Source organism: Iningainema tapete BLCC-T55 (assembly GCF_014698965.1).
Classification (GTDB): Bacteria; Cyanobacteriota; Cyanobacteriia; order Cyanobacteriales; family Nostocaceae; genus Iningainema; species Iningainema tapete.
Genome location: NZ_JACXAE010000080.1, coordinates 66,480 through 87,853 on the forward strand (window position 1 = coordinate 66,480; position 21,374 = coordinate 87,853).

16 protein-coding genes, 1 tRNA gene and 1 pseudogene are annotated in these 21,374 nt (G+C 39.7%); 6 read left to right on the forward strand and 12 right to left on the reverse strand.

All coding sequences use genetic code 11. The annotated features are described in order from the left end of the window. Window positions 1-134: 134 nt before the first annotated feature. Both ICL16_RS26155 and ICL16_RS26160 read right to left on the reverse strand, forming a co-directional pair. On the reverse strand, window positions 135-1,016 hold the full coding sequence (locus ICL16_RS26155) for a helix-turn-helix domain-containing protein (protein ID WP_190833854.1): 882 nt from the start codon (window positions 1,014-1,016) through the stop codon (window positions 135-137). Further along, a complete protein-coding gene (locus tag ICL16_RS26160; RefSeq protein ID WP_190833856.1) occupies window positions 994-4,833 on the reverse strand; it encodes an AAA domain-containing protein in 3,840 nt (1,279 codons plus the stop codon). The genes ICL16_RS26155 and ICL16_RS26160 overlap by 23 nt, the downstream gene beginning before the upstream one ends. Before the next feature lie 303 nt (window positions 4,834-5,136). On the opposite strand from ICL16_RS26160, the gene ICL16_RS26165 reads away from it, so the two are divergent. Continuing rightward, the gene (locus tag ICL16_RS26165) at window positions 5,137-5,874 is read left to right on the forward strand and encodes an HAD family hydrolase (RefSeq protein ID WP_190833858.1); all 738 of its coding nucleotides are present in this window, start codon (window positions 5,137-5,139) and stop codon (window positions 5,872-5,874) included. Here ICL16_RS26165 and ICL16_RS26170 read toward each other — a convergent pair. From ICL16_RS26170 to ICL16_RS26200, 8 genes and pseudogenes are all read right to left on the reverse strand, one after another. Beyond that, on the reverse strand, window positions 5,866-6,045 hold the full coding sequence (locus ICL16_RS26170) for a type II toxin-antitoxin system HicB family antitoxin (RefSeq protein ID WP_190833860.1): 180 nt from the start codon (window positions 6,043-6,045) through the stop codon (window positions 5,866-5,868). The genes ICL16_RS26165 and ICL16_RS26170 overlap by 9 nt on opposite strands. Window positions 6,046-6,273: 228 nt before the next feature. After that, entirely contained in the window at window positions 6,274-7,545 is a 1,272-nt protein-coding gene (locus ICL16_RS26175) for a phthiocerol/phthiodiolone dimycocerosyl transferase family protein (RefSeq protein ID WP_190833862.1), read from the reverse strand. Between the two features lie 158 nt (window positions 7,546-7,703). Beyond that, entirely contained in the window at window positions 7,704-10,040 is a 2,337-nt protein-coding gene (locus ICL16_RS47375; protein WP_337907124.1) for a GUN4 domain-containing protein, read from the reverse strand. 408 nt (window positions 10,041-10,448) lie between these two features. Then, a pseudogene (locus ICL16_RS46015) lies at window positions 10,449-10,706 on the reverse strand (hypothetical protein); the annotation flags it as partial. 3 nt (window positions 10,707-10,709) lie between these two features. Beyond that, window positions 10,710-12,362 carry a hybrid sensor histidine kinase/response regulator gene (locus ICL16_RS26185; protein WP_190833864.1) on the reverse strand — a complete coding sequence of 551 codons (1,653 nt, stop codon included), beginning with the start codon at window positions 12,360-12,362 and terminating at the stop codon, window positions 10,710-10,712. 131 nt (window positions 12,363-12,493) lie between these two features. Then, window positions 12,494-13,186, reverse strand: a complete 693-nt coding sequence (locus tag ICL16_RS26190; RefSeq protein WP_190833867.1) for a DevA family ABC transporter ATP-binding protein — start codon at window positions 13,184-13,186, stop codon at window positions 12,494-12,496. Between the two features lie 13 nt (window positions 13,187-13,199). Next, the gene (devC, locus tag ICL16_RS26195) at window positions 13,200-14,375 is read right to left on the reverse strand and encodes an ABC transporter permease DevC (protein WP_190833870.1); all 1,176 of its coding nucleotides are present in this window, start codon (window positions 14,373-14,375) and stop codon (window positions 13,200-13,202) included. Window positions 14,376-14,435: 60 nt separating this feature from the next. Next, on the reverse strand, window positions 14,436-15,857 hold the full coding sequence (locus tag ICL16_RS26200) for an HlyD family efflux transporter periplasmic adaptor subunit (protein WP_190833872.1): 1,422 nt from the start codon (window positions 15,855-15,857) through the stop codon (window positions 14,436-14,438). Between the two features lie 73 nt (window positions 15,858-15,930). Between ICL16_RS26200 and ICL16_RS26205 the strand changes: the two genes are divergently transcribed. Continuing rightward, complete coding sequence (locus ICL16_RS26205) at window positions 15,931-16,545, forward strand: TetR/AcrR family transcriptional regulator (protein ID WP_190833874.1); 615 nt, start codon at window positions 15,931-15,933, stop codon at window positions 16,543-16,545. A 73-nt stretch (window positions 16,546-16,618) separates the two neighbouring features. On the opposite strand, the gene ICL16_RS26210 is transcribed toward ICL16_RS26205, so the two are convergent. Further along, window positions 16,619-16,691 (reverse strand) — tRNA-His (locus ICL16_RS26210). A gap of 112 nt (window positions 16,692-16,803) precedes the next feature. Here ICL16_RS26210 and ICL16_RS26215 point away from each other — a divergent pair. The 4 genes from ICL16_RS26215 (at window position 16,804) to cobA (ending at window position 19,743) form a co-directional block, all read left to right on the forward strand. Further along, window positions 16,804-17,184 carry a DUF4359 domain-containing protein gene (locus ICL16_RS26215; RefSeq protein WP_190833876.1) on the forward strand — a complete coding sequence of 127 codons (381 nt, stop codon included), beginning with the start codon at window positions 16,804-16,806 and terminating at the stop codon, window positions 17,182-17,184. A 183-nt stretch (window positions 17,185-17,367) separates the two neighbouring features. Next, window positions 17,368-18,057 carry a manganese catalase family protein gene (locus ICL16_RS26220; protein WP_190833878.1) on the forward strand — a complete coding sequence of 230 codons (690 nt, stop codon included), beginning with the start codon at window positions 17,368-17,370 and terminating at the stop codon, window positions 18,055-18,057. A 136-nt stretch (window positions 18,058-18,193) separates the two neighbouring features. Continuing rightward, window positions 18,194-18,907, forward strand: coding sequence for a sirohydrochlorin chelatase (locus tag ICL16_RS26225; protein WP_190833880.1), 714 nt, complete (start codon window positions 18,194-18,196; stop codon window positions 18,905-18,907). Beyond that, window positions 18,907-19,743 (forward strand): uroporphyrinogen-III C-methyltransferase, encoded by an 837-nt coding sequence (gene cobA / locus ICL16_RS26230; protein WP_190833883.1) that lies wholly within the window; start codon window positions 18,907-18,909, stop codon window positions 19,741-19,743. Before ICL16_RS26225 ends, cobA begins: the two co-directional genes overlap by 1 nt. Here cobA and ICL16_RS47380 read toward each other — a convergent pair. Next, window positions 19,740-21,308 (reverse strand): ATP-binding protein, encoded by a 1,569-nt coding sequence (locus tag ICL16_RS47380; protein ID WP_337907125.1) that lies wholly within the window; start codon window positions 21,306-21,308, stop codon window positions 19,740-19,742. The two genes, cobA and ICL16_RS47380, sit on opposite strands and share 4 nt — an antisense overlap. Window positions 21,309-21,374: the final 66 nt, after the last annotated feature.

A 21,374-nucleotide genomic window follows, 5' to 3' on the forward strand; every position in this document is an offset into this window, starting at 1 on the left:
GCCCACTCTCGTTCCCAGCCTCCGGCTGGGAATGCCTTCCTTGAGGCGGAGCCTCAACCTAAACCAAGCGAGGCAGAGCCTCGTAGTAGACATTCCCATGCTGAGCATGGGAACGAGACTCACTAAGACTCGCCTCAGGTTATACTGTGAGGAGCATTTTTTTTCCTAGTTCGCTTGGGCTTAGTCGGAGTTTTTGACTTGTGAGCAACTAAATTAAGTTGAGATTCAAACAAATCATTTAGAGAAATTTTTTGTTGACTTTCTAATTCTGCCAGCCAAGTAGATGCTTGCTCTAAAATTTGCTTACCCCGCCTTACTTGAATTTTATGTTTATCTTCTAAAACGTCAAATAAAACAAAAATTGAGATAGGTTTCCAGTAGGGATGAGACTCACCTGCGATAGAAAAACTATTGACATTTTTGCCATTTTCTGGTATGTGAAGTCCTAATCCAGAAGTTTGAATAAATTGTTGAATATCTGATAAAGTTAAGGAATTAACATCAGGTGTTACACTATCTATAGGAAGTTTTTCTGTTAAATCAGGCAAGTCTGTTACTTCCATCGCTAAAGAATCAAAGCGAAAAGAAACTTCCGCAAAAGGATCAGCGATCGCATATACTTGTTTAAGTTGTGGTGGTAGTGGCACACCCCCTTGTTGATACAACATACGCCCTTCATCGGTAAGTATAATTGCACCAGCCGATGAAACTTCAAGGTTAATTAAGCCTTTCAAATTTTCCACCGTACTTTTCACAAACACCAAATCTAACCCAAGTACCTCTGCCAATTCCTTCACAGTCGGCACAGGATTAAACTCAGTAGCAGCACGGAGAATAAACTCCTCTAACACATTAAACTTACGTGGCTCTGTAATAGAAACATCTACTGGTGTTTGTAACAACTTATAGCGAAATTGACGTGCAGCCAGCACAGATAAATTTTGATGCTGCTCAATTTGCTCTACTAATGAACTTAAATTAGCATCGATTGGCTTAGCAGAGGACGTTTGAGACATCTACAAATCCTCCATAACTACGCACCACCTGAGAAACTTCCTGATACATACTTCCCACTGTACCCAATTGCTGTGTAAATAAATCATGACAACCCACCACTACCAGCAATTCTTGAGCGCGAGAAAATGCGACATTAACCCGTTCTGGTTCTTTAGCAAAACCAATATCTTTTCTGGTATTATTACAAACAGTACTAACAATAATTACCGGACGCTCCATACCTTGAAATATATCAACAGTACCAGTACGAATATTCAGAGAAGGATATTTTTCAGATGCAATTCTGTCTTTAATTAATCTTAATTGAGCGCCATAAAAAGTGATAATTCCGATTTCTTTCTTAGGTTCACCAAGTGCCACCTGAGACAACCATGCTGCTTCCATTTGCTCACATATACGTTCAATTATATCAACTTCTCGTACATTAAAGCGTGATGTACCTTCTTTTTGCTCAGCAAAACCCTGCCCAACCGGAGTTTTCACCCAAATAAGATGGTGATTTTCTTGAATATTTTTAGTTACTAACTGGTGAGCGCGTCTCTTGTCTGGTTCCAGAATACCACAGTTGAGTTTATGCTCGTAAAACTGATTAATCGCCCTCATAATTTGCGGGTGCATCCGATATTGAATTGTCAGCATTCTTTTAATGCTTTCATCAGCAGACTCAAATTGAATTTTGAAGAGAGATTCCTTAATAAAACTTAGCTCCTCTTTTGTACTACCCACTTGCTCAGCAACATCTTCTATAGTATCATCACGTAGCATTGGTGGTAACTGTCGATGATCGCCTACTAAAACTAACTTTTGTCCTTTCAAAGCAGGAATTAACAGTTCTGGAGGAGTACATTTACTCACCTCATCAATAATGACAACATCAAAGCTCGGAAATTCTCTCGAAAAATCTCCCTTCGCCGCCTGTACACAAGTAATCCCAATGACGTTAGCATTATTAATATAAATCTGTTTTAAATCGTTTTCGTCTTGTGCTGATGGATTGCGTAGTTTAGCAATCCAGTCTTGCACAAAGTCTTTGTAGCGATCAAGATAATTTTCTTCTTTTGCTAATTCCTGTTGCCCTAAGTCAAATTGTGATTTAATTTGATGTAAAACTTCTAAATCATAAATTTGACTGTTCGATATATCAGGTTTAAATTTACTTGGTATTTCTGCCCATACTTGCTGCCACCAATCTCGCTCTTTAATTAAACTAGTTGGTATATACGTTTTTAGTTGCTGCTCAACTGTAGCTAACTCTTGGCGTGATTCTTGAAGTTGCAGTCTGGCATTCTCATATTCTACTTCTAACTTAGATAGCTCCTGCTGTAAACTTGTTTGAATTACTTGGAGAACAGAAAAAGGTTCCAAGGAAGAAATTAACGGTATAAGCGAAACACTCTCTTCCCAATATTGAACTTGCTGGAAAAACTGTGGCGAGTTTTGTAAAATCTCCGATTGATTGGCAAGATATTGATTAGAGATATGACGTATTTTTTCTGGTATATTTTCTTGTTGACTCAGCTTCTGCAAAAGATTAATAACTGGACTAAGTTTTAAATTAATTTCTTGCTGGGTTGTTTCTACCTGATACTGTGTAGCAGATATTTGCTGTTTCAAGTTAGCTTCTTTTTGCTTAAATTCATTTAACTGTTCCCGCAGACTTTGTAACTGTTGCTCAGTTTCAGTTTTAACCGGAAAAACACATTGACGTGCATTTGTCAGAATACTATCTAGCAATTCTTGTGCAATCCGGTTGAGAGTAGCATCAATATTATTAGGTTCCCAAGATGCACCATACACCTGTTCCATTTTATGCAAAAATTGGTGTGTATTCTCAATTAAGATTCGCCTCTGATTCTGATTAAGTTGGGAATAGTTAAGAAATTTTTGGACAATTTCTCGCCAATGAGTATAATCGCTGCTTGATAATACTATAGGAGTTTGATTTAAACTTTGGTGTAAAAACTCACTAAATCGATACTGCTTACCACGTCTGTCAATCAAACCTCCTTCTACTTCATAAGACAGTGCATTTCTCAATTGCGCCCAGTTGGGTAGATGATTTATCCTGTTGATTTTGTAATTTTTTGGTACTAGTGGTAGGTTTAATGAACGAGCAAGCATCCATAAACCTGCTGGTAATTCAACTAAATCATCTTTGAACAGTTCACTTGTTTGCTGACAATTTTTTAAAATTTTGTACAGTTTAGCATGTGCTGTAGACTTCCATTCCTTAACTGTAGTAATTACAAAATCAATCTCTGATTTACGCTTTTCTAAGTTATTGAGTTTCGGTTGTATTGCTTGTTGTTTTGTGAGGATTTGTTGATAATCTCTTTTCACTTCCTCTAGAGACGCAGAATTTTGTTCTAAAATCTGTACCAAGCTTATAACTTCAGATATAGCTGTAGTCACATCACCACAAGTAGCTAATATTGTCCTCAGTTCAGATATTCCTGTTGCTACAGTCTGTTGTAACCAAACTGCCAATCCAAATGCACCATATCCAGGGCGAGTAAAGCCTAGTTCATTAGTTTGATGAATAGCTTTGCGCACGTTTGCTACAAAATGTTCTACTACAGTGTTACCTTTTGTATAAGGTTGAAGACGTGGTAAAAAGTTGGCAACTTCCTCGGCTTCCCAATTTATATTTGGTGCAGCATTGAGTAAATTTGCTAATCCTGTTATGAGTGATTCTATCTCTGTTCTCTGTGCGATCGCAACACTATAAATTGTTTCTTTGTTTCTACAGTTTATCTCTAAGCTCGTCTTTTGATTTTGCAAGTGCTGTTGTTGTTGTTGAAACTCTAACTCTGCTTGAAAGTATTCTGTAAATTGTTGTGCTGGTATCAGCAATTTATGAATATTTTCTAAATTTTCTTGCCGTTTTAATAGATTATTTTCACAATCATTGGCAGTATTTTGTAACCATGTACCTATTACGTTGTCTTCTAAAAATATTTGACCTTCTTCTTGTACTCTTTCAGCTTTTCCTCTACGTAAAGCACGAATCACAGGATTGTGAACTAATCGACTTAAGGCGTTATCTACAGCTAAATTTGCTTGTGAGGCAATGAGTGTTTTACCACCACGTAAGGCTACTTGATAACAAATTTCGGCAATAACTGTTGTTTTACCTGTACCTGGTGGTCCTTGAATTAGAATAAGATCTGGGGAGGATAGTACTGTTTCTACTGCTGCTATTTGATCTGGATTTGCGTCGCGTTTTAGTAAGTCTTGGGTTTGTAGTTTAATCGTTTTTTTGGGAATTCTGGCTGTAGCTGCGTTGAATAAAAATTTGTTTAAGTATTTGTTTTTGGTGTTACCTGCTTGCAGGTTTTCTAAGGCTTTTTTCTTTTGGTTGATTTGGTGAATGTCTCCTGCGGCTTCAAAATATATGAATCCTTTTTTGGGAAGTTGGTAACGTCCGTAGGCTATGCGTTCAACTATATTATTATCTAGTTTAATCCGAATTTTGTTATTTTCGTCAATGTCTATGATATTTCCTAATTTTTCTATTTCTCTTCGGCTTCTTGGTTGGGGTGGAGATTCACAGATGGCTACTTCTTCGTTAATGGCGTTTCGAATTCTTTGCCAAAAGTTATCTTCGTCTAGTGGGTTTTGTTTTGCTCCATCCAGGGTTGCTAGTTCTGGTTTGATTTCAAATGTGACTCTTCTGGGGTTGTTTTCTATGTTGTGGCTGAGAAATGGTACGCAAAATTGTCTTGCTTTGGCTATGCGTTCTTCTATTTCTAGGAATGTTTGCCAAATTTTTAGTTGTTGATTTGTATTTGTATGGTGATTTTTTTGTTTGAACATTTGGCTTTTGATCGTATAAGATAGTGTTTGGTTTATTCTATTGGGTCTGTTATATTTTTTTTATGAACCGCCTTCTCTTCGAGAGGCTTCGCCAACGCGCAGCGTCTCGTTCGCGCAGCGTCTCCGACAGGAGAAGAGAAGACGCCAAGAACGCTAAGGAAAGAGAAGAAGAGAAATGAAAGTGTTCACGAATTATTTAGGATGACTATAGGTGATTTTATGATGGGAGGGGAGTTGCTTTATTAGGATACATTAAAAAATAAGAGGTTGACAAATTTTTTCAGTAATTTTGGGAGGTGTGATTTGGTTACGATTAGGTGTAGGAATTTGACGTTTGCTAATATTGAGGCGATTTTGTTTGATAAGAATGGTACTTTGGAGGATTCGGAGAGTTATTTGCGATCGCTTGCTCAAAGAGGTGCAAGGATTATTGATGCGCAGATTCCTGGTATTGGGGAGCCTTTGTTGATGGCTTTTGGTGTTAATGGTGATAGTCTCGATCCTACGGGGTTAATTTCTGTGGCAAGTCGTCGTGAAACGGAGGTGGCGGCTGCAGCATATGTTGCTGAAACTGGGCGGGGATGGTTTGAGTCGCTGAAAATTGCCCGTCAAGCTTTGGCGGAAGCGGAAAAATATGTTGGTGTAACTCCTTCGCCTCTATTTGTTGGTAGTTTGGAGGTTCTTAAGTATCTATCTGATGCTGGGCTGAAACTTGGTATTCTCTCAGCGGCTAGTACATCAGAAGTAAACGATTTTGTCAAGTATCATAAGTTAGGCGATTATATTCAATTGTTGATGGGTGTTGATGAAGGTCCAAGTAAACCAGATCCAGTTTTATTTTTACAAGCATGTCTTGCTTTGGGTGTGGAACCGAGTGCTACATTAATGGTGGGAGATTCTGTCGGTGATATGCAAATGGCACGTAATGCTAACGCCGCAGGTTGCATCGGTATTACTTGGGTAGGTAAGTCAGATAATGTTAAAGGTGCGGATGTGGTGATTAATCAACTTGATGAGATTCTAGTTGATCCGTTACAGTAAGTGGACAAACTGGTTGAGTTCCTCAACAACTTCCAAGTACTCTCGAATTGCGATCTTAATGTTTTCTAAAGCCTCCGTCTCCGTTTCACCTTGAGAACAACATCCGCGCAAGGCAGGGCACCAGACAGCATAGCCTTCTTCAGTTTTAAGCAATTTAACTAGATATCGCATGGGTATTCGACTGCTTTATAAGCATAACCTCTTCTCTATGTTACTGATCGGCTGGTTTGACAAATGACTCCCAATACTTCTCGGTTAAGACTTGATCCCCCCAACCCCCCTTATGAAGGGGGGCACCAAACTAGGCTGTTGACTCTGTGCCTTTTTTAGCGGGTTGTTCATGCATAATTTGAAAATTTTGACTACAGCGGAGTGTCAACAGCGAGGCTTTTTCTTCATTTAAATCATTTTTGTTTGAGCGGCATCAGATAGTCGCTGCATCGCTTCAAGTTTGATTCTCTGTGCGCTGGCATTGGGAAGTACTGACTCTGGATAACGCCACGTCAAACACATTCTACCTTTTAGTGTTACTACACCTATTATAATTGGTAGGGTTTTTGGACCAGTTACTGTTACATAGAGTTCCTGTAGTTCCAAGTCATTAAACTGATGAGGAATATTTAACCGTCCCATATTGGTGATTGCTAAATCGACAGTGATTTGGTTTCTGAAATCGACAAATCTGTCTCCTTGATAGCAGTTAGATAACAAAGACCGTGCTCTTGATACATCTTCAAACAATTTCCCTTCTGTAATTACTAAATTAAGCTTGTGTTTGACATCGCGGGCTAAGTCCCAAAACTCGGAACTCTTAGTGATGGTGTGAGAAGTTGTTGGTCTAGTAATATATTCACCAAAGTTTTCACCGATGGGTGGGTGAAGATATTTGCGAAGATTTATCGGAGAGTGACAGTAGATAACAGTTTCAAGTTGTAGGTTTTTCTCAGTAGCCAGCGCTAACAAAAATGAAGCACATATTGCACCATGAACAGTGGTTTGCTGCTCTCGACATCTAGCAACAAGTTGAGTTGTATCTTCATGGGAAAAATTCCAATGGAGTAAACGTAACTGCCAATCTGAAAAATCCTGTTTTTGTTGCGGATGGGTAAGTAGTGCAACTTCAGGAAGTTGAGTCCACTCTTTGTTGTCTTGCCCTACTGTATCTGAAGCAGTTTCAATCAGTTCGTCAATGGGGGGCAAATCAGGTAGTAGGGAGCGATCGCTATCTGGTTCACCTATGTAACGTAAGATATCCCGAATGAGATAAGCTGCTGATATCCCATCACCAATACAGTGATCGAAGGTGAGAATTAAATTAGCTTCATTAGGAGATTGCAGCAACACGAAACGCAGAAGTGGACCAATATTCCAAGGTATAGGGTGCAATAGTTCTTCTTGTACAACCTGACACCAATGCTCCGCTCCTTGTCTGGGAATAACTTTAAGTGGGATATTCGGGACGTTTTCAGAAACAAATCGCGGTCGATTATTTTGTTCAACTACAATTCTCAAGCCAAGTCGAGAATGACGACGTTGTACCCAAGCCAGAGCGTCAGTTAGCTGCTTAACGCTCAACATTCCTTTAATTGTTGCACATAAAACAACATTTTCTGGACTATTCTGGCTGCTTAACCACATCAAATGTTCTGTTGGTGTAAGAAGACGGTTCATTGTTTTTCCTCATCTGTGAGTGTTTCTTAGAAATATCTAACTCTAATTGGAACAAGCGTTCTGGCGTACTAATTACTAAAGAATTTTTATAACAGATAATCCTCCAAATCCTTAATAGAACTGGTTTCTAGCCGAATAATCGCACTATAAGTTACACTTTACAAGCAGCGATGCGAGAGAATAGACCATCTTTCGTGGATGTGTTTCTCATAACACACGTACTCTGGGAGATGTCCTTGTGGAGCGCTTGTATTAAATACTACATTTGAAGAGCCAATCCACTGTCCTTTCTCCCTCCATCCCACGCGATCGCCAAATTTTTTCCAAGCTTCTTCATAGAACTTGCCGTCGGCCATTCCCCCGACTTCAAGGTAAATTCGTTTCTGAACGCTGAAGCCAAAACGCCCATTGCTATATCTTACCCATAAGCTGTCTATGGTACGGAGGTCTGTACAAGGAAAGTTCAGCAGTTCTTCAACTCTGATCCAATCACCTGTGCTGCGACCAACAGCTTGGAGTATCACCAAGTAAGTTTCATAGTCTGCTTCAAACCACTGTCCTGCTTTCAGTAAATTTTCTAGTTTAGTATAATCTATACCTTTTTCAGACTGTTGTTTTGGACGGGTAATACGTGGTGAAACCTGTAGCAGTTTAGCTATATCTATACCTTCTAAGCTATATTTTTCATTTATCATTATTTTTGAGTCCTGAGTTTCTTGTTTATCAGAATAGCGAAGGAGTTCAACAAGTTTTGCATCGCCTCCCCAGTATTTTGTAGTACTGTCATAATCATCAAAGTTAGGAGACACACTGAGAGCATAATTTTGTAATTTTTTCATGAGCGCATGGTCTGCATCTAAATCAACAAGCAGCCGGGGCCATTTCAAAACGAGCACAGTAAATTTCCCTAACTGCTCTAGCGTTAAATGTTGTTTATTAAAATCCTCTGACTGCACATCGTCAAATAAACCTGTAGAAGCAGCGATAAACGCTTTCAATCTAAATAGATTAATAAACTGCTTTACCCGACGGGGGTTATAATCCAAAGCAGAAATAACCATTAATACGATTTCGCAAGTTGTCGAATCTTTAGTTACATCTACTTTGATGCGCTCAATGCGTTGTTGTATTATCTGGGTTTCAGGTAAAGGTTCCTGCTCTGGATTGTTAGTTGGTTCTGGTTCTGATTGAGATTGTTGTCTTAACTTACGCTTACGTTTTGGTGCCTTAGTCTCTTGTAATGCAGGACGAGAAATGTGTTCTAAAAAACTGTCAAAAACTTCCTTACTAGGTTGTGGTACTTGGAAAGGTAACTGAATAAACTTCTCCATGAAAGTATAAGCGTAATCCATTCCTTTGGGAGATGAACTACGCCTGACTCTATTTTCTGATTCTAGTACTAAATAAGGAATTAATTGCTTGTATTTGATTGCAAGACCCGCTGCCACTTTATCCCGATCCATTCCAAGAATAAAAATCAATTGCGGGTCGTTTGATATCATCATATTTATAGCAAGCATTAGCTCAGCCCACTTAGGGACTTCACAACGGTCAATGTCATCAATGAAAACATACACCTTGTTCTTGCCTGCAAACGCCTCGACAATCTTCTTAAAGTCTTTATGAAAACTTTCAACGAAAGAAACTTGATTTTGATAGTTAGGAGAGCGAAGATATTTAGTCAAATCGTTTTTGGAATCGCCCATGTTGAACAACTTTAGTAAAACAGAAACAACGCCTATTCCGCCAAATAAAATTGTTACTAATTGTAAGAGTGTTCGCAGATTAATTGGCTTTAGATAGTTGCGAGACAATAGTTGAGTTAATTTCTCAATGAAATCATCTCCTATAAACAAAGCAACAATAACAATTACTACTACAACCAGTAAACCAAGTAACACCAAAGAAATAGTCTGAAATCCGTTTTTCCAATCAAAGCGAAGAAAAAATAGCTTAATATTTCCTTTCAGCACACGAAAGATATCACGACGCCGACGAACTTGAGAAATCTGTCGTAAAAATTCAAGTGCGAAAGCTGCCCATAAAGCTTCTGCTTTATCATGCCTCCAAGCATTGAACCATACTGTTTTTGGATGTTTAAATTTTGTAAAGCTGATGCTAAGCGATTCTTTAATGATGCTAATTAGCTTTGGGAAAGCACGTAATTTATTAAGTAAATTTTTGGCGTTATACTTATTAGTTTTAGATTGAAGTTCCTCTTTGCGTTGTTTAAGTTCCTTTTCAAAATTCTGACGCGAAACCTCGACTATTGCTTTCTGTAGCTGCTTCATAAAGGAAGATTTACCACTACCCCACTCACCTTCAATTGAAAGAGTAAGTGGGGGTAGGGTAACGGGATTAGTTAAGAATTCTGCGATCGCTGTAACATAAGGCTCAAAACCAAGAAAGTCTTTTTCTGTAGCTTGGTCGTTAAGACTAGCCTTAGCAATATATGCTTCTTTTGGCTCAGACGTACTTGGATTATTATATACCATAAATACCCTGAAAAGAACAAAAACAAGTTTCCTATATGCTTTACTACAAAAGACAAATCATATTTTCCAGATGCTTTAAAGAATTTTCTGTTGATGTAATATCGCTTTTAAGCGTGCTGGTTATGTGACTATAAACTCCAAACCACTGTTGTAGTAGATTTATGTGCTATTGCGTTGCTCTGTTGCTTGTCAACCAAAACTTAATCTAGGTATTGAGCCAAAATGCTTGTAAAATCATGCATTCCGGCTCTGAAAAGCCTTATTATATCTAGTTATCAACACTTTTCCCAAAATAAACGCTACACATCTAAGTTAGGATTTACGGTTGACAATAAATCATGTATCTGAATAGCCATAATTATGAGCATAACTTTATCTATTTTACTGATTGGCTGGTTTGACAAATGACTAAACCTTTGTGCGTTCGCGTAGCGTGCCCGAAGGGCAATCTCTTAAGATTTCGTATCGATTGTCAGTCACTAATAATGTATGTTCAAATTGAGCAGCTAGGGATTTATCCAGTGTAACTACAGTCCAACCGTCTGATCAAGTGCGAGTTTGATTAGAACCTGCTGTTACAATTGGTTCGATTGTTAATGTCATTCCCGCCCGGAGTTTCACATTTGGAATTTCACGAGTACGATAGTTGAACACTGATGGTTTGTCGGTTCATGGACAAATTGAAGAAGGTAAACTGACTGTCACCTTAGTTCCTTGCCCTAATTGACTTGACAAGGTAATTTTACCACCGTGCAAATCTACACAAGCTTTAGTAATTACAAGTCCCAAACCTGTTCCGGAAATTGTGCCAACATTACCGCCACGACAGAAGGATTGAAACAAGTTTTCTTGGTCTTTTGTTGGTATGCCAATTCCCCAATCTTGAACAGAGAAAACTATCTGTGTTTCTTCTTCAATCAAGTGAAATTCAATATTACCACCTTCTGGAGAATATTTAATTGCATTGGACATTAAGTTGCTAAATATTTGCCGCAAAAGTCCTTTGTCACCACAAAAGCTGAAGTTATTTCCTGTTACTTTAAATATTAATTTATGCTGTTCGCTAGTTAATTGCTGTAGTTCATCTATCAATTCAGCAAAAAATTGATTGAGATTGAGCGAGACTGGCTTAAACTTGGTTTTATTCAATTCAAATTGATTCACAACCAGCATATCATCCACTAGTTTGGACATATGCCTGACTTTTTGCTCGATAATTTGTAGAAATCTTTGTTTTCTAGATTCATCCAGTTTATGAGAATTTTGTTTCACCGTTGATGCCGCAGCCAAAATTGAAGCTAAGGGTGTGCGATACTCGTGGGAAACTGTGGCGATGATTTGCGATCTAAATTCGTTCAGTTGCTTTTGTTTCTCTAGTGCTGCTTGAGTTTGAGCTAGTAATTCTGCTTGCTGGATCGCGATCGCCAATTGCACCGATAATTCATCAAGGATGTTTACTTCATCTACTTGCCATTGTCTTTCTTGTGAACATTGGTGGGCAATTAATAAACCCCAAAGTTTAGGAATTTTATTTCCGCTGTTACTTAAAAGGATTGGTACTGCTAAATTAGCTTTCACCTCAAACCTTTCTAACAAATTACGGTAGCAATCACTTAACTCAGCATTATGGATATTAGTGATAGTCTGTTTATTTCCTTCGTAATTTATCCCTTTTGTTTGTTGAAAGTAGGTTTCTTTAATTTCTATCCCATATGTTACACAAAAGTTTTGACCAACTGACTCCGCCACAACCAAGCCATTTGTATCATTAATAAACTGGAATACCACTACGCGATCGCACTTAAGCAATTGTCTTACTTCCGCAACTGTAGTTTTGAGCGTTTCCTCTAAATTTAGAGATTGACGAATGCGCAAAGCTGTGGTATATATTAACCGTTGTCGTTCCTGGGTTTTACCTAGCAGTTTTTGTAAATGCGACTGCTTAATTGCGTTACGGACTGCTAATTTTAGCACATCTGCTTTGAGATGCTGCTTAACCAAATAATCGTGAGCGCCACTTTTCATCGCTGCTACAGCTACTTCTTCATCCCCATATGCCGTCAGCATAATTACGGGTACAGGTGTCTGATTTAATTGCTGCTTTAACCTATCAAGGAACTCTAACCCATTCATACTAGGTAAGCAAAAATCCACCAGAATCAAATCGCAATGAATTTCCTTACACAAAGCAAGTCCATCTTCTGCCGAGTCTGCCTCCAAAATCTGGTATGACTGGTCAGAATTCCTCAAGAGGTAGCGACGATAGGCTTCCCGATCCTCCGCACAATCATCAATGATGAGTATTGTCCAGGTATTCGACATGAAAGGATAGGGTACAAGGGAACAACTTGCTGTCTAAAATCTTCTCATACTTTTCTCAATTATAAAGAACGGTCAAAAAACAAACATCAATAAAATCTAAAATTCATCCCACATGAACAAAATACCAAAAATCATCCTACCTCCGATAGATTTTTGGCTAACTTTCCATCTTCCATATGGACGATGCGATCGGCAATATCCAGAATACGGTTGTCGTGAGTCACCAACAAAATAGTACAACCTTGCTCTTTGGCTAGTGTTTGCATCAAGTTAACAACATCCCTTCCCGACTTACTATCAAGAGCAGCGGTAGGTTCGTCTGCTAAAACTATTTTGGGATGACTCACCAACGCCCGCGCAATTGCTACCCGCTGTTTTTGTCCTCCCGATAAGTCATCGGGATAGTAATTGACACGATGCCCCAATCCAACCAAATCCAGCATATCAACTGAGCGCTGGTACATTTGTTTGGGTGAAATATGCTGATGCAGTTCCAAGCCCATCCTGACGTTTTGTACTGCTGTCAAACTACCATGCAAGTTATGTGCCTGGAAGATATATCCATTACTGCGTCGTGCCTGCACTAGTTCTCCTGCACTAGCACCACAAAGTTCTCTTCCTAGCACCCGTAAACTACCATCTTGAGCAGAACGCAATCCACCCACTAAAGTAAGCAGCGTAGTTTTACCAGAACCAGACGGACCTGTCATAATGATAATTTCACCAGCGTTGATTTCTAAATTAATATCAAATAGTACTTGTTTACGCAGTTGACCTTTACCAAAGTAGTGGTTGAGATTTTCAATAGAAATTACAGGTGGCATAGGATTTTGAATTTTAGAACATATCAGCAGGATCAGCAGATTGAACTTTACGAGTGGCGATCGCACCTGAAATCATACACATAATAATAGTGAGTATCTGTACTTGTAAAGCTCTTGCCAAAGTCATATATAATGGTAGGTTAGTAGCGTTCCGTGTCATAGAATAGAGTCCAAAGGAGACAGCAACTCCTGGTAAAAAACCCAACCCTGCCAAGATTATTGCTTCCTCAAACACCACTCCTAGTAGGTAGAGATTGCGATACCCCATTGCTTTGAAGGTGGCATATTCTTTCATATGAGCATTAACATCAGTTGAAAGTACTTGATAAACAATAATCACCCCTACCAAGAACCCCATCGTTACACCCAAGCTAAAGATAAAGCCAATTGCAGTGTTTTCTTGCCAGTATTTTTTCTCAAAACTGATAAATTCCTCTTGGGTTAAGACTCTCACATCATCACCCAAGTGAGATTTCAAGTATGAAGCCACCTGTTGCGGTTCATAACCTGGTTGTAATTTTATTAATCCTACACTGACACTGCTGGGTTCATGTCTGGGGAATAATCGCAAAAAGTTTTGGTCACTGGTAATTAGAGTACCATCAGCAATAAAAGAAGCACCTACTTTAAAAGTACCACTAATAGTAACTGTCCTGCGGGCAATTTCTGTAGTAACGGGTTTACCTTGATTAATTTGATTAAGCGCTTCTTGGTATTCTCCTCTAGAGGCACTATCAAATAAGACGGTATCGGGAAGTTTAATCTCGTCCAATTGAGAGTTAACTTCTGGTAAGTTAAGAGCTGGCTTGTCTGGATTAAACCCCATCACTAATACTGTTGTCTTCTGTTGCGTTTGGGGATTTTTCCAGTCGATAAAGTTGACATACATTTGTTCTGCCGACTTTACTCCTGGCATATCCGTTGCTTGATACAATCTTCGGCGTGGAAACGAAGACATATTTGCCAGGTTACGTGCTTGGGGACTAATTAAAAAAATGTCGGCAACCATACTGCCATGTAGTCTGGTGTTACTATCAAATAGGGCAGTTTGAAACCCTAGCTGCATGAACATCAGAACATCGGCAAAGGCAATGCCTGATAATGCTACTAAGAAACGACCTTTTTCATGACTTAGTTGTCGCCATCCTAATGGTGTTCTTCGCCGCAGTTGTTGAATGAATCCAATCATAGTCAATTTTAGATGCGTGGTTTTTGGCACATCATGTAGAGACGCCCCGCCGGGGCGTCTCTACAATTCGATTACTGCTTTTACTTGTAAATTAGTGAATCTGGATGCTTTTTCTGTAGATGTTGGATCTAGGCGAACATGAACTTCCACTACTCTGGCATCTATATTACTAGAGGGGTCGCTGTTAATTACGTTTTGCCTTAGTACCTGTAAGCCAATTCTGTCTACAGTTCCCAGTAATTCACCATTTAAAGATTCACTGACTAGACGCACTCTCTGACCTAATCGTACTTTACCGATGTCACTTTGGTATACTTCTGCAACGGCATACATTTGCCCAGTTTGCCCAATCTCGGCAATACCTTCATTGGAAACTAATTCCCCAGGAAAGGTATGAATTTTGAATACCTGTCCCTCTTGAGGTGATTGCACGTAAGCCATTTTTAAATTTTCTTGCGCTCTTTTCATGGCGGCAACAGCACGATTTACTTCTGCTTGGGCTGCTAACACATCCACTGGACGAACTTCTGCTATCTTATCTAAGGTGGCTTTGCCTTCTTTGATTTGTTGATCAAAAGAAGATTGAATTCGTTTGAGGTTAGCTTGTGCTTCTGCTAGTTGTTGTTTTCGGGAAGACTGGATACGATTAAGGTTAGCTTGTGCTTCTATTATTTGCTGCTGTCGAGAAGATTGGATGCGTTTGAGGTTGGCGCGTGCTTCGTTGAGTTTTTGTTGTGCTGTAGCAACTGTTAAATTTTTAGTATCTCTTAAAGAGATAGCAATTGCTCCTTCTTGGTATAATTTTTCATAGCGTTGAATTTCTGCTTGGGCATTTACTAGCTGTGCTTGAGCTTCGGCAATCGTCGCTTTTTGGGCTTCAATTTCGGTGTTTTGCTCGGCTTCTAGGCGAGCAATCGTCGCTTTTTGTGCTTCAATTTCGGTGTTTTGTTCAGCTTCTAGGCGTGCAATCGTCGCTTTTTGTGCTTCGATTTCGGTGTTTTGTTCAGCTTCTAAACGAGCAATTGCCGCTTTTTGTGCTTCGATTTCACCTTGTTTTGCACCTGCTTTAACTCGCACAAGGTTTACTTGGGCTACTCGCACTGCCTCTTGTGCTTCTAATAATGAAGCTTGTAGGCGATCGCGACTATCTAATACTGCTATCATTTGTCCAGGCTTGAGTCTATCTCCTTCTTTTACCAGCAGTTTTTCTACCCGATTTCCTTCCACGTTAGCTGGCGCTGATAGTTTGATTACCTCTCCTTTTGGTTCTAGTCTTCCAAGCGCTGTTACTGTTTTTACTTCCACAGCATTGGCTGCTGGGACTATTTTCTGGCTATTTGCGTTTCTAAACCTTTGTACTGTGTACAAACTAATTCCACCTACTACTAGGGTTGCTAGTATAGCTGTAAGTATAAGTGGACGGATTGGTTTACGGTAGATCGATTCTTCTGTTTTTGATTCTAATTTGGGATTATGCACCATAACGCCCTTCTTCAGCGGTCGTGTAAAACTAAACCGTTTAGTCATATAATATAACTAAACTAAACTTTTTCGTATGGTACGTGCAAGAATTAGTGAAGAGCGCGACAGTTCCACTGATAAAGTTGAACAGATTCTCCTTGGAGCAATGCAAGAGTTTCTCGTTCACGGCTATGCAGGTACAAGTATGGATAAGGTAGCTGCTTGTGCTGGAGTTTCTAAGGCAACTGTCTATAGCCATTTTCAAGATAAACAGGGACTGTTTAAAGCGCTGATTGAAAAATTGGCAAGAGAAAGGTTTCACTCAGTCTTTGGTACAGAACCCTTAGAAGGCAATCCGAAAATAGTGCTGCGAAATCTCGCTCAAAAAGCATTAAATCATATGCTTGAGGATCAAGAATTTCGTGCATTTAAGCGCGTGCTGATTGGGGAATCAGAGCGTTTCCCAGAGTTGGCTGTCGTTTGCGTCACTAATATAGTCAAGCCAGTGATTGAGATTCTAAGGCTTTACTTGGCAAGTCGAAAAGAACTGAAAATTTCCGATCCAGAAGCAACGGCGCGAATTATGCTTGGGTCACTAGTTCATTTTGTCATGACTCAAGAGATGATGCATGGTAAGGATGTGATCCCAATGAAGAGCGATCGCCTCATTGACGCCTTAATGGAGCTGATTCTGCAACGTATAGAATAGACATCTCCACCAAAATAATTATGCATCACCCAAAAACTGCTGTACAGACGTTCCATGGAACGTCTCTACTAAGGGCGAACGATGGGACTCGAACCCACGAATGGAGGAACCACAAACCTCTGCCTTAACCACTTGGCCACGCTCGCCATTGATATATATGAGTATAGCAGATATTTTTTAAATGATCCAGTTTTTTTTTCAGGAACGGACTCAGTTAACCTTGAGTCTAAAATTTAGAGATAGTAACGTGTGAAAAAAATGAAAGCCTTTACCATTATGGCATGTGCGGGAGCAGTAGCGCTAGCAGCCGTGGGAGTAGCAATGGCAACAACAAATCCCAGTCCGGCTGAATATGAAGAGTATGCTGCGCAACAACTAACAGAATATATAAAAGCTAATGTCTGCAAGAAAACACCAAATTTATTAAAGAATTTAGTAAATCTCAACTGCAACCAACTGATAGAATCGGCTAACCCGCAGATGCGCGACATTATCGCCGCCAGTACGCAAAGACAAAATTTTCTAATTTTCAGTATCTATCGTACAGATTTAACACTGAATTCCTTAGTACCTTCATACCAATTTGAAACAGTGGGAGCGTTTGACAAGTTCTATACTTACAATGCGCAACAACGTTAGTAGCACCCACACTCTCTTTTGATAGAGCAGCAAGTCTTCCTCCAGAGGCAAGCTCTTCTTGGTGATTGTATTTAGGATTGTGAGGTATATAGAGTGAATATCCAGCTTTCTAGAGTAGGTTCGTTGAAGTAACTTACTCAGTTTCAAGTTGGAATAAAACGGCGGTTCTAGAGGATAAGAGTCATGTTCTTCCATAAAAAAGAAACAATTCACACTGTTAACGTTAACGAGCCAAATCCACGTTTTGCCCAACTTCTGCTTGAACAATTTGGTGGTGCAACAGGTGAACTAACAGCTGCTCTACAATACTGGACTCAATCTTTCCACTGCGAAAATCCTGGTATCCGGGATATGTTACAAGATATTGCCTTGGAAGAGTTTGGTCACTTGGAAATGGTAGGCAGACTAATTGAAGGTCACACTAAAAATGTAGACCAAACTGAAGCTTATAAAAGCACTTTGTTTGCCGTGCGGGGTATGGGACCACATTTACTAGATAGCCAAGGTAATGCTTGGAGTGCTAACTACGTTAATGAAGGTGGCGACGTAGTGCGGGACTTACGGGCTGATATTGCTGCTGAAGCAGGCGCACGTCAAACTTATGAAGAGTTGATCAAACTTGCTCCTGACGAAGGTACCAAGAAGACACTCGTACATTTATTAACAAGAGAAATTTCTCATACCCAAATGTTTATGAATGCGTTGGATTCTTTGGGTAAATTAACTGATCCTTTCTTTGGTAATATCCAACCTGATAACACAGTGGATATTTACTATAATCTGTCTACTAATGGTAAGGATGAACGTGGTCCTTGGAATTCAGAGCCTAATTTCCGTTACATAGCTGATCCTACCAGTGAAGTGAAGTCTTAATTGACTGCTTAACTTTTTCAGTCCCTTTTAACGAACTTGAGCTATAAGCCTTGAACTTCAGTTCAAGGCGTTATTGTATGCATCTGTGTGTTTATTCTCACGCTATATTAAAATAACACCTTCACAATGATTGATCATGCCATCTGCGTATCTGCTCGTATCTCACGGTAGCCGCGATCCCCGTCCAGAAATTGCTATGCAGCATTTGGCTCAGATGGTAAGGAATAAGTTGCATTGCTTACAGCCAAAATCTCAAATGGTTGGAGTAGCATATTTGGAACTAAGTCCTGAATCTTTACACGAGCAAGTGATTCGGTTTGCTCGCGATGCTATTGCTTGTGGATGCGATCGCTTGAAAATTCTACCTTTATTTCTGCTTCCGGGAGTGCATGTGATGGAAGATATTCCATCTCAGGTGGATTTGGCAAGGCAGGTTGTTGGTGAAGATATTATGATAGATTTGCTGCTATACTTAGGTAGCAACTCCGGTTTGAAGCGGTTATTGGAAAGAAAAGTTACTAACAATTACCAGTGGATTCTCTTAGCTCATGGTAGCCGTCGTTCTGGTTCAAAGCTGGTGGTAGAAGATATGGCGGCTTGTTTGGGAGCGGTGGCAGCTTATTGGAATGTGAAACAAAGTTTACTATTGCGGGTGAGGGAGTTGATCGGTGCTGGGTATGAAAAGATTGGTATTTTGCCTTATTTTTTGTTTGCTGGTGGGGTGACTGATGCGATTTGTTGGCGGATTGAGGAGTTGAGGTTAGAGTTCTCTGAGGTGTGTTTTTTTTTGGCTGAGCCTTTGGGGATGAGTGATGAGTTGGTTGATTTGGTTTGGGAGTTGTTGGAATAATGAACAGCGAAGGCGCGTTCGCGGAGCGTCACGTTCGCTCCGCGTCTCCGACAGGAGAAGTGAAGAACGCGAAGGAAGAGGAGAGGTTTTTGGGTAAGGTTTATTTGGTGGGTGCGGGCCCTGGTGATCCGGGGTTGATGACTTTGAAGGGGAAGGGTTTGTTGGAGTGTGCGGATGTGGTTGTGTATGATGCTTTGGTGAGTCGGGAGATTTTGGGGATGGTTAATCCTCAGGCTGTGATGATTGATGCTGGGAAGCGTCGGGGGCGTCATTCTTTGGTTCAGGATGAGACGACTCAGTTGTTGATTGATAAGGCGCGGGATTTTGCTGTGGTTGTGCGTTTGAAGGGGGGAGATCCGTTTATTTTTGGTCGTGGTGGTGAGGAGATGGAGGAGTTGGTACAAGCTGGGGTGTCGGTGGAGGTTGTGCCTGGTATTACTTCGGGTATAGCGGCTCCGGCTTATGCTGGGATTCCTTTGACGCATCGTCTGTATAGTTCATCGGTGACTTTTGTAACTGGGCATGAGGCAGCGGGTAAGTATCGTCCGGCTGTAAATTGGAATGCGCTCGCTCTAGGTTCGGAAACTATTGTGATTTACATGGGTGTTCACAATTTGTCTTATATTGTGGAGCAGTTGCAAGGGGCGGGGTTGAGTTTGGAGATGCCGATTGCTTTGGTACGTTGGGGTACTTTGTCGCAACAGGAGGAACTTATTGGTAAGTTGGGAACTATTGTTGCGCAAGTTGAGGCAACTGGTTTTGCTTCACCAGCTATTGTTGTGATTGGTGCTGTGGTAAATTTGCACAGCACTTTATCTGGTTGTCGTCCGGTTTAAGGTGCGATTAAAGGTAGTGACAGTGTAAAGGTAGTGCCTACTCCTTGTATGGTGTCTACTTTTAAGTCTCCTTGTACTTGTTTGAGTTTACTATGTACTATGCTTATACCTCGACTGAATGGTGTGCTTGTATGTTCACTAACTTTTAATTTGGATTCAAATATCAGTGATAACAATTCATCATCACTAATTTGAGCTAGTTGTTTTGGTTCTAGCCCTATTGCTAAAGCACGGCTACGAATTTTCTCAGGAGAAATACCACTGCCATCATCTTTAACTGTAATCAGTGTACGATTTCCTTGATGAGTTGCTTTGATTTCAATTAATCCTTGTTCTGGTTTACCACAAGCACGGCGGATTGTTTGATCTTCTATGCCGTGTTGGCAAGCGTTAATTATTAAATGCATCAGAGGCTCGTCGAGAGCTTCTAAAATGTTAGATTCAATTAGAGTGTTCGCACCTTCTATTTTCAATTGTACATTTTTGCCGTACTCTACACTCATTTGGCTCAAAGCTAAGGGAAAGCGCTCAACTAAATCTGATAGTGGGCGCATCCTGATTTGGGTAAAGGATTTTTGTAACTGCTGGGCTGTTTTATTAAGTAGAAGGTTAACTTTACCTGTGTCTTCTAAACTCAGTTGAATGTCTGTAGTAATTTCTTGGATTTTAACTACTGCTTTCATCACTGTTTGTGATAAAATTTGTAGTTCATCATAGCAGTCTTTTTCTACATAATCGCTGCTATCACTATTATCTGTCCAGTTGTCTTCTAACTGATACTGTGTATAGGTTGCTGTAGCTATTTTAGTAGTAAATTTGTCATAAGCAAGACGTAGTTCATAGTTTTCTCGCTCCATGTTTTTCACACGAATGCTCAGGTTACGGATTAGTTTTTGTAATCTTTCTATTTGCATTTTATAATTATGATTTTGGGTGTTAAGTTCGCTGAATAAATCTTGATGAGAGGAGTCAGGAGTGAGAAGACATGTGTCAGGAGAAATACTATGTTTAAAGCTAGACTCAGAAATGTTATTACTGAGCTTTTGATTGTCTCCTAATCTATTAATCGAAGCTATTAACCCCTCATCTGTGTAAACAGAGCTCATTCTGTCTCCTGTCTCCTGTCTCCATGCGATCGCATCCTCAGGTATTGGCGCACCCAATCGTTCATACAATTCCTCAAATACTGGATAACAAAATGTTGTTAACCACTGCTCGTCAATAGTATAACCTTCTGAATGTAGTCTCACTATTTGACGTAGCCAATCTAGTACAAATACTAATAAATTGTGTAAATCATTGTCAAATTGCCAAGAAATTTTATAAGTTTTCAAAACTATAAATAAATCTTGCAATCGCTGAGCTAAATCACCAAGTATACGAAACCCCATTAAGGCTGCATCATTTTTTATATAATGAGCATATTTTAGTGCTACATTTATTTTTTTTAGAGTAATAGTACCATTATCTTTTATTTCTTGTAATGTAGCTTCTAAGGTATCTATGTATTCAGTTACTCCTTCGAGGAACTGCATCTGAATTTCTAGTTCTTTGCTTTTTAACATAATAATAAAGTATTGTCTACAATTATTTTAGAGACGTTCTATGGAACGTCTCTACATTATTTTTTC

Bases quoted from the DNA above. Each gene is read 5' to 3' on its own strand.
- ICL16_RS26155 (WP_190833854.1), bottom strand. From the start codon at position 1,016: ATGTCTCAAACGTCCTCTGCTAAGCCAATCGATGCTAATTTAAGTTCA.
- ICL16_RS26205 (WP_190833874.1), top strand. From the start codon at position 15,931: ATGGTACGTGCAAGAATTAGTGAAGAGCGCGACAGTTCCACTGATAAA.
- ICL16_RS26175 (WP_190833862.1), bottom strand. From the start codon at position 7,545: ATGAACCGTCTTCTTACACCAACAGAACATTTGATGTGGTTAAGCAGC.
- devC (WP_190833870.1), bottom strand. From the start codon at position 14,375: ATGATTGGATTCATTCAACAACTGCGGCGAAGAACACCATTAGGATGG.
- ICL16_RS26170 (WP_190833860.1), bottom strand. From the start codon at position 6,045: ATGCGATATCTAGTTAAATTGCTTAAAACTGAAGAAGGCTATGCTGTC.
- ICL16_RS26200 (WP_190833872.1), bottom strand. From the start codon at position 15,857: ATGGTGCATAATCCCAAATTAGAATCAAAAACAGAAGAATCGATCTAC.
- ICL16_RS47380 (WP_337907125.1), bottom strand. From the start codon at position 21,308: ATGTTAAAAAGCAAAGAACTAGAAATTCAGATGCAGTTCCTCGAAGGA.
- ICL16_RS26185 (WP_190833864.1), bottom strand. From the start codon at position 12,362: ATGTCGAATACCTGGACAATACTCATCATTGATGATTGTGCGGAGGAT.
- ICL16_RS47375 (WP_337907124.1), bottom strand. From the start codon at position 10,040: ATGGTATATAATAATCCAAGTACGTCTGAGCCAAAAGAAGCATATATT.
- ICL16_RS26225 (WP_190833880.1), top strand. From the start codon at position 18,194: ATGCCATCTGCGTATCTGCTCGTATCTCACGGTAGCCGCGATCCCCGT.
- cobA (WP_190833883.1), top strand. From the start codon at position 18,907: ATGAACAGCGAAGGCGCGTTCGCGGAGCGTCACGTTCGCTCCGCGTCT.
- ICL16_RS26215 (WP_190833876.1), top strand. From the start codon at position 16,804: ATGAAAGCCTTTACCATTATGGCATGTGCGGGAGCAGTAGCGCTAGCA.
- ICL16_RS26190 (WP_190833867.1), bottom strand. From the start codon at position 13,186: ATGCCACCTGTAATTTCTATTGAAAATCTCAACCACTACTTTGGTAAA.
- ICL16_RS26220 (WP_190833878.1), top strand. From the start codon at position 17,368: ATGTTCTTCCATAAAAAAGAAACAATTCACACTGTTAACGTTAACGAG.
- ICL16_RS26160 (WP_190833856.1), bottom strand. From the start codon at position 4,833: ATGTTCAAACAAAAAAATCACCATACAAATACAAATCAACAACTAAAA.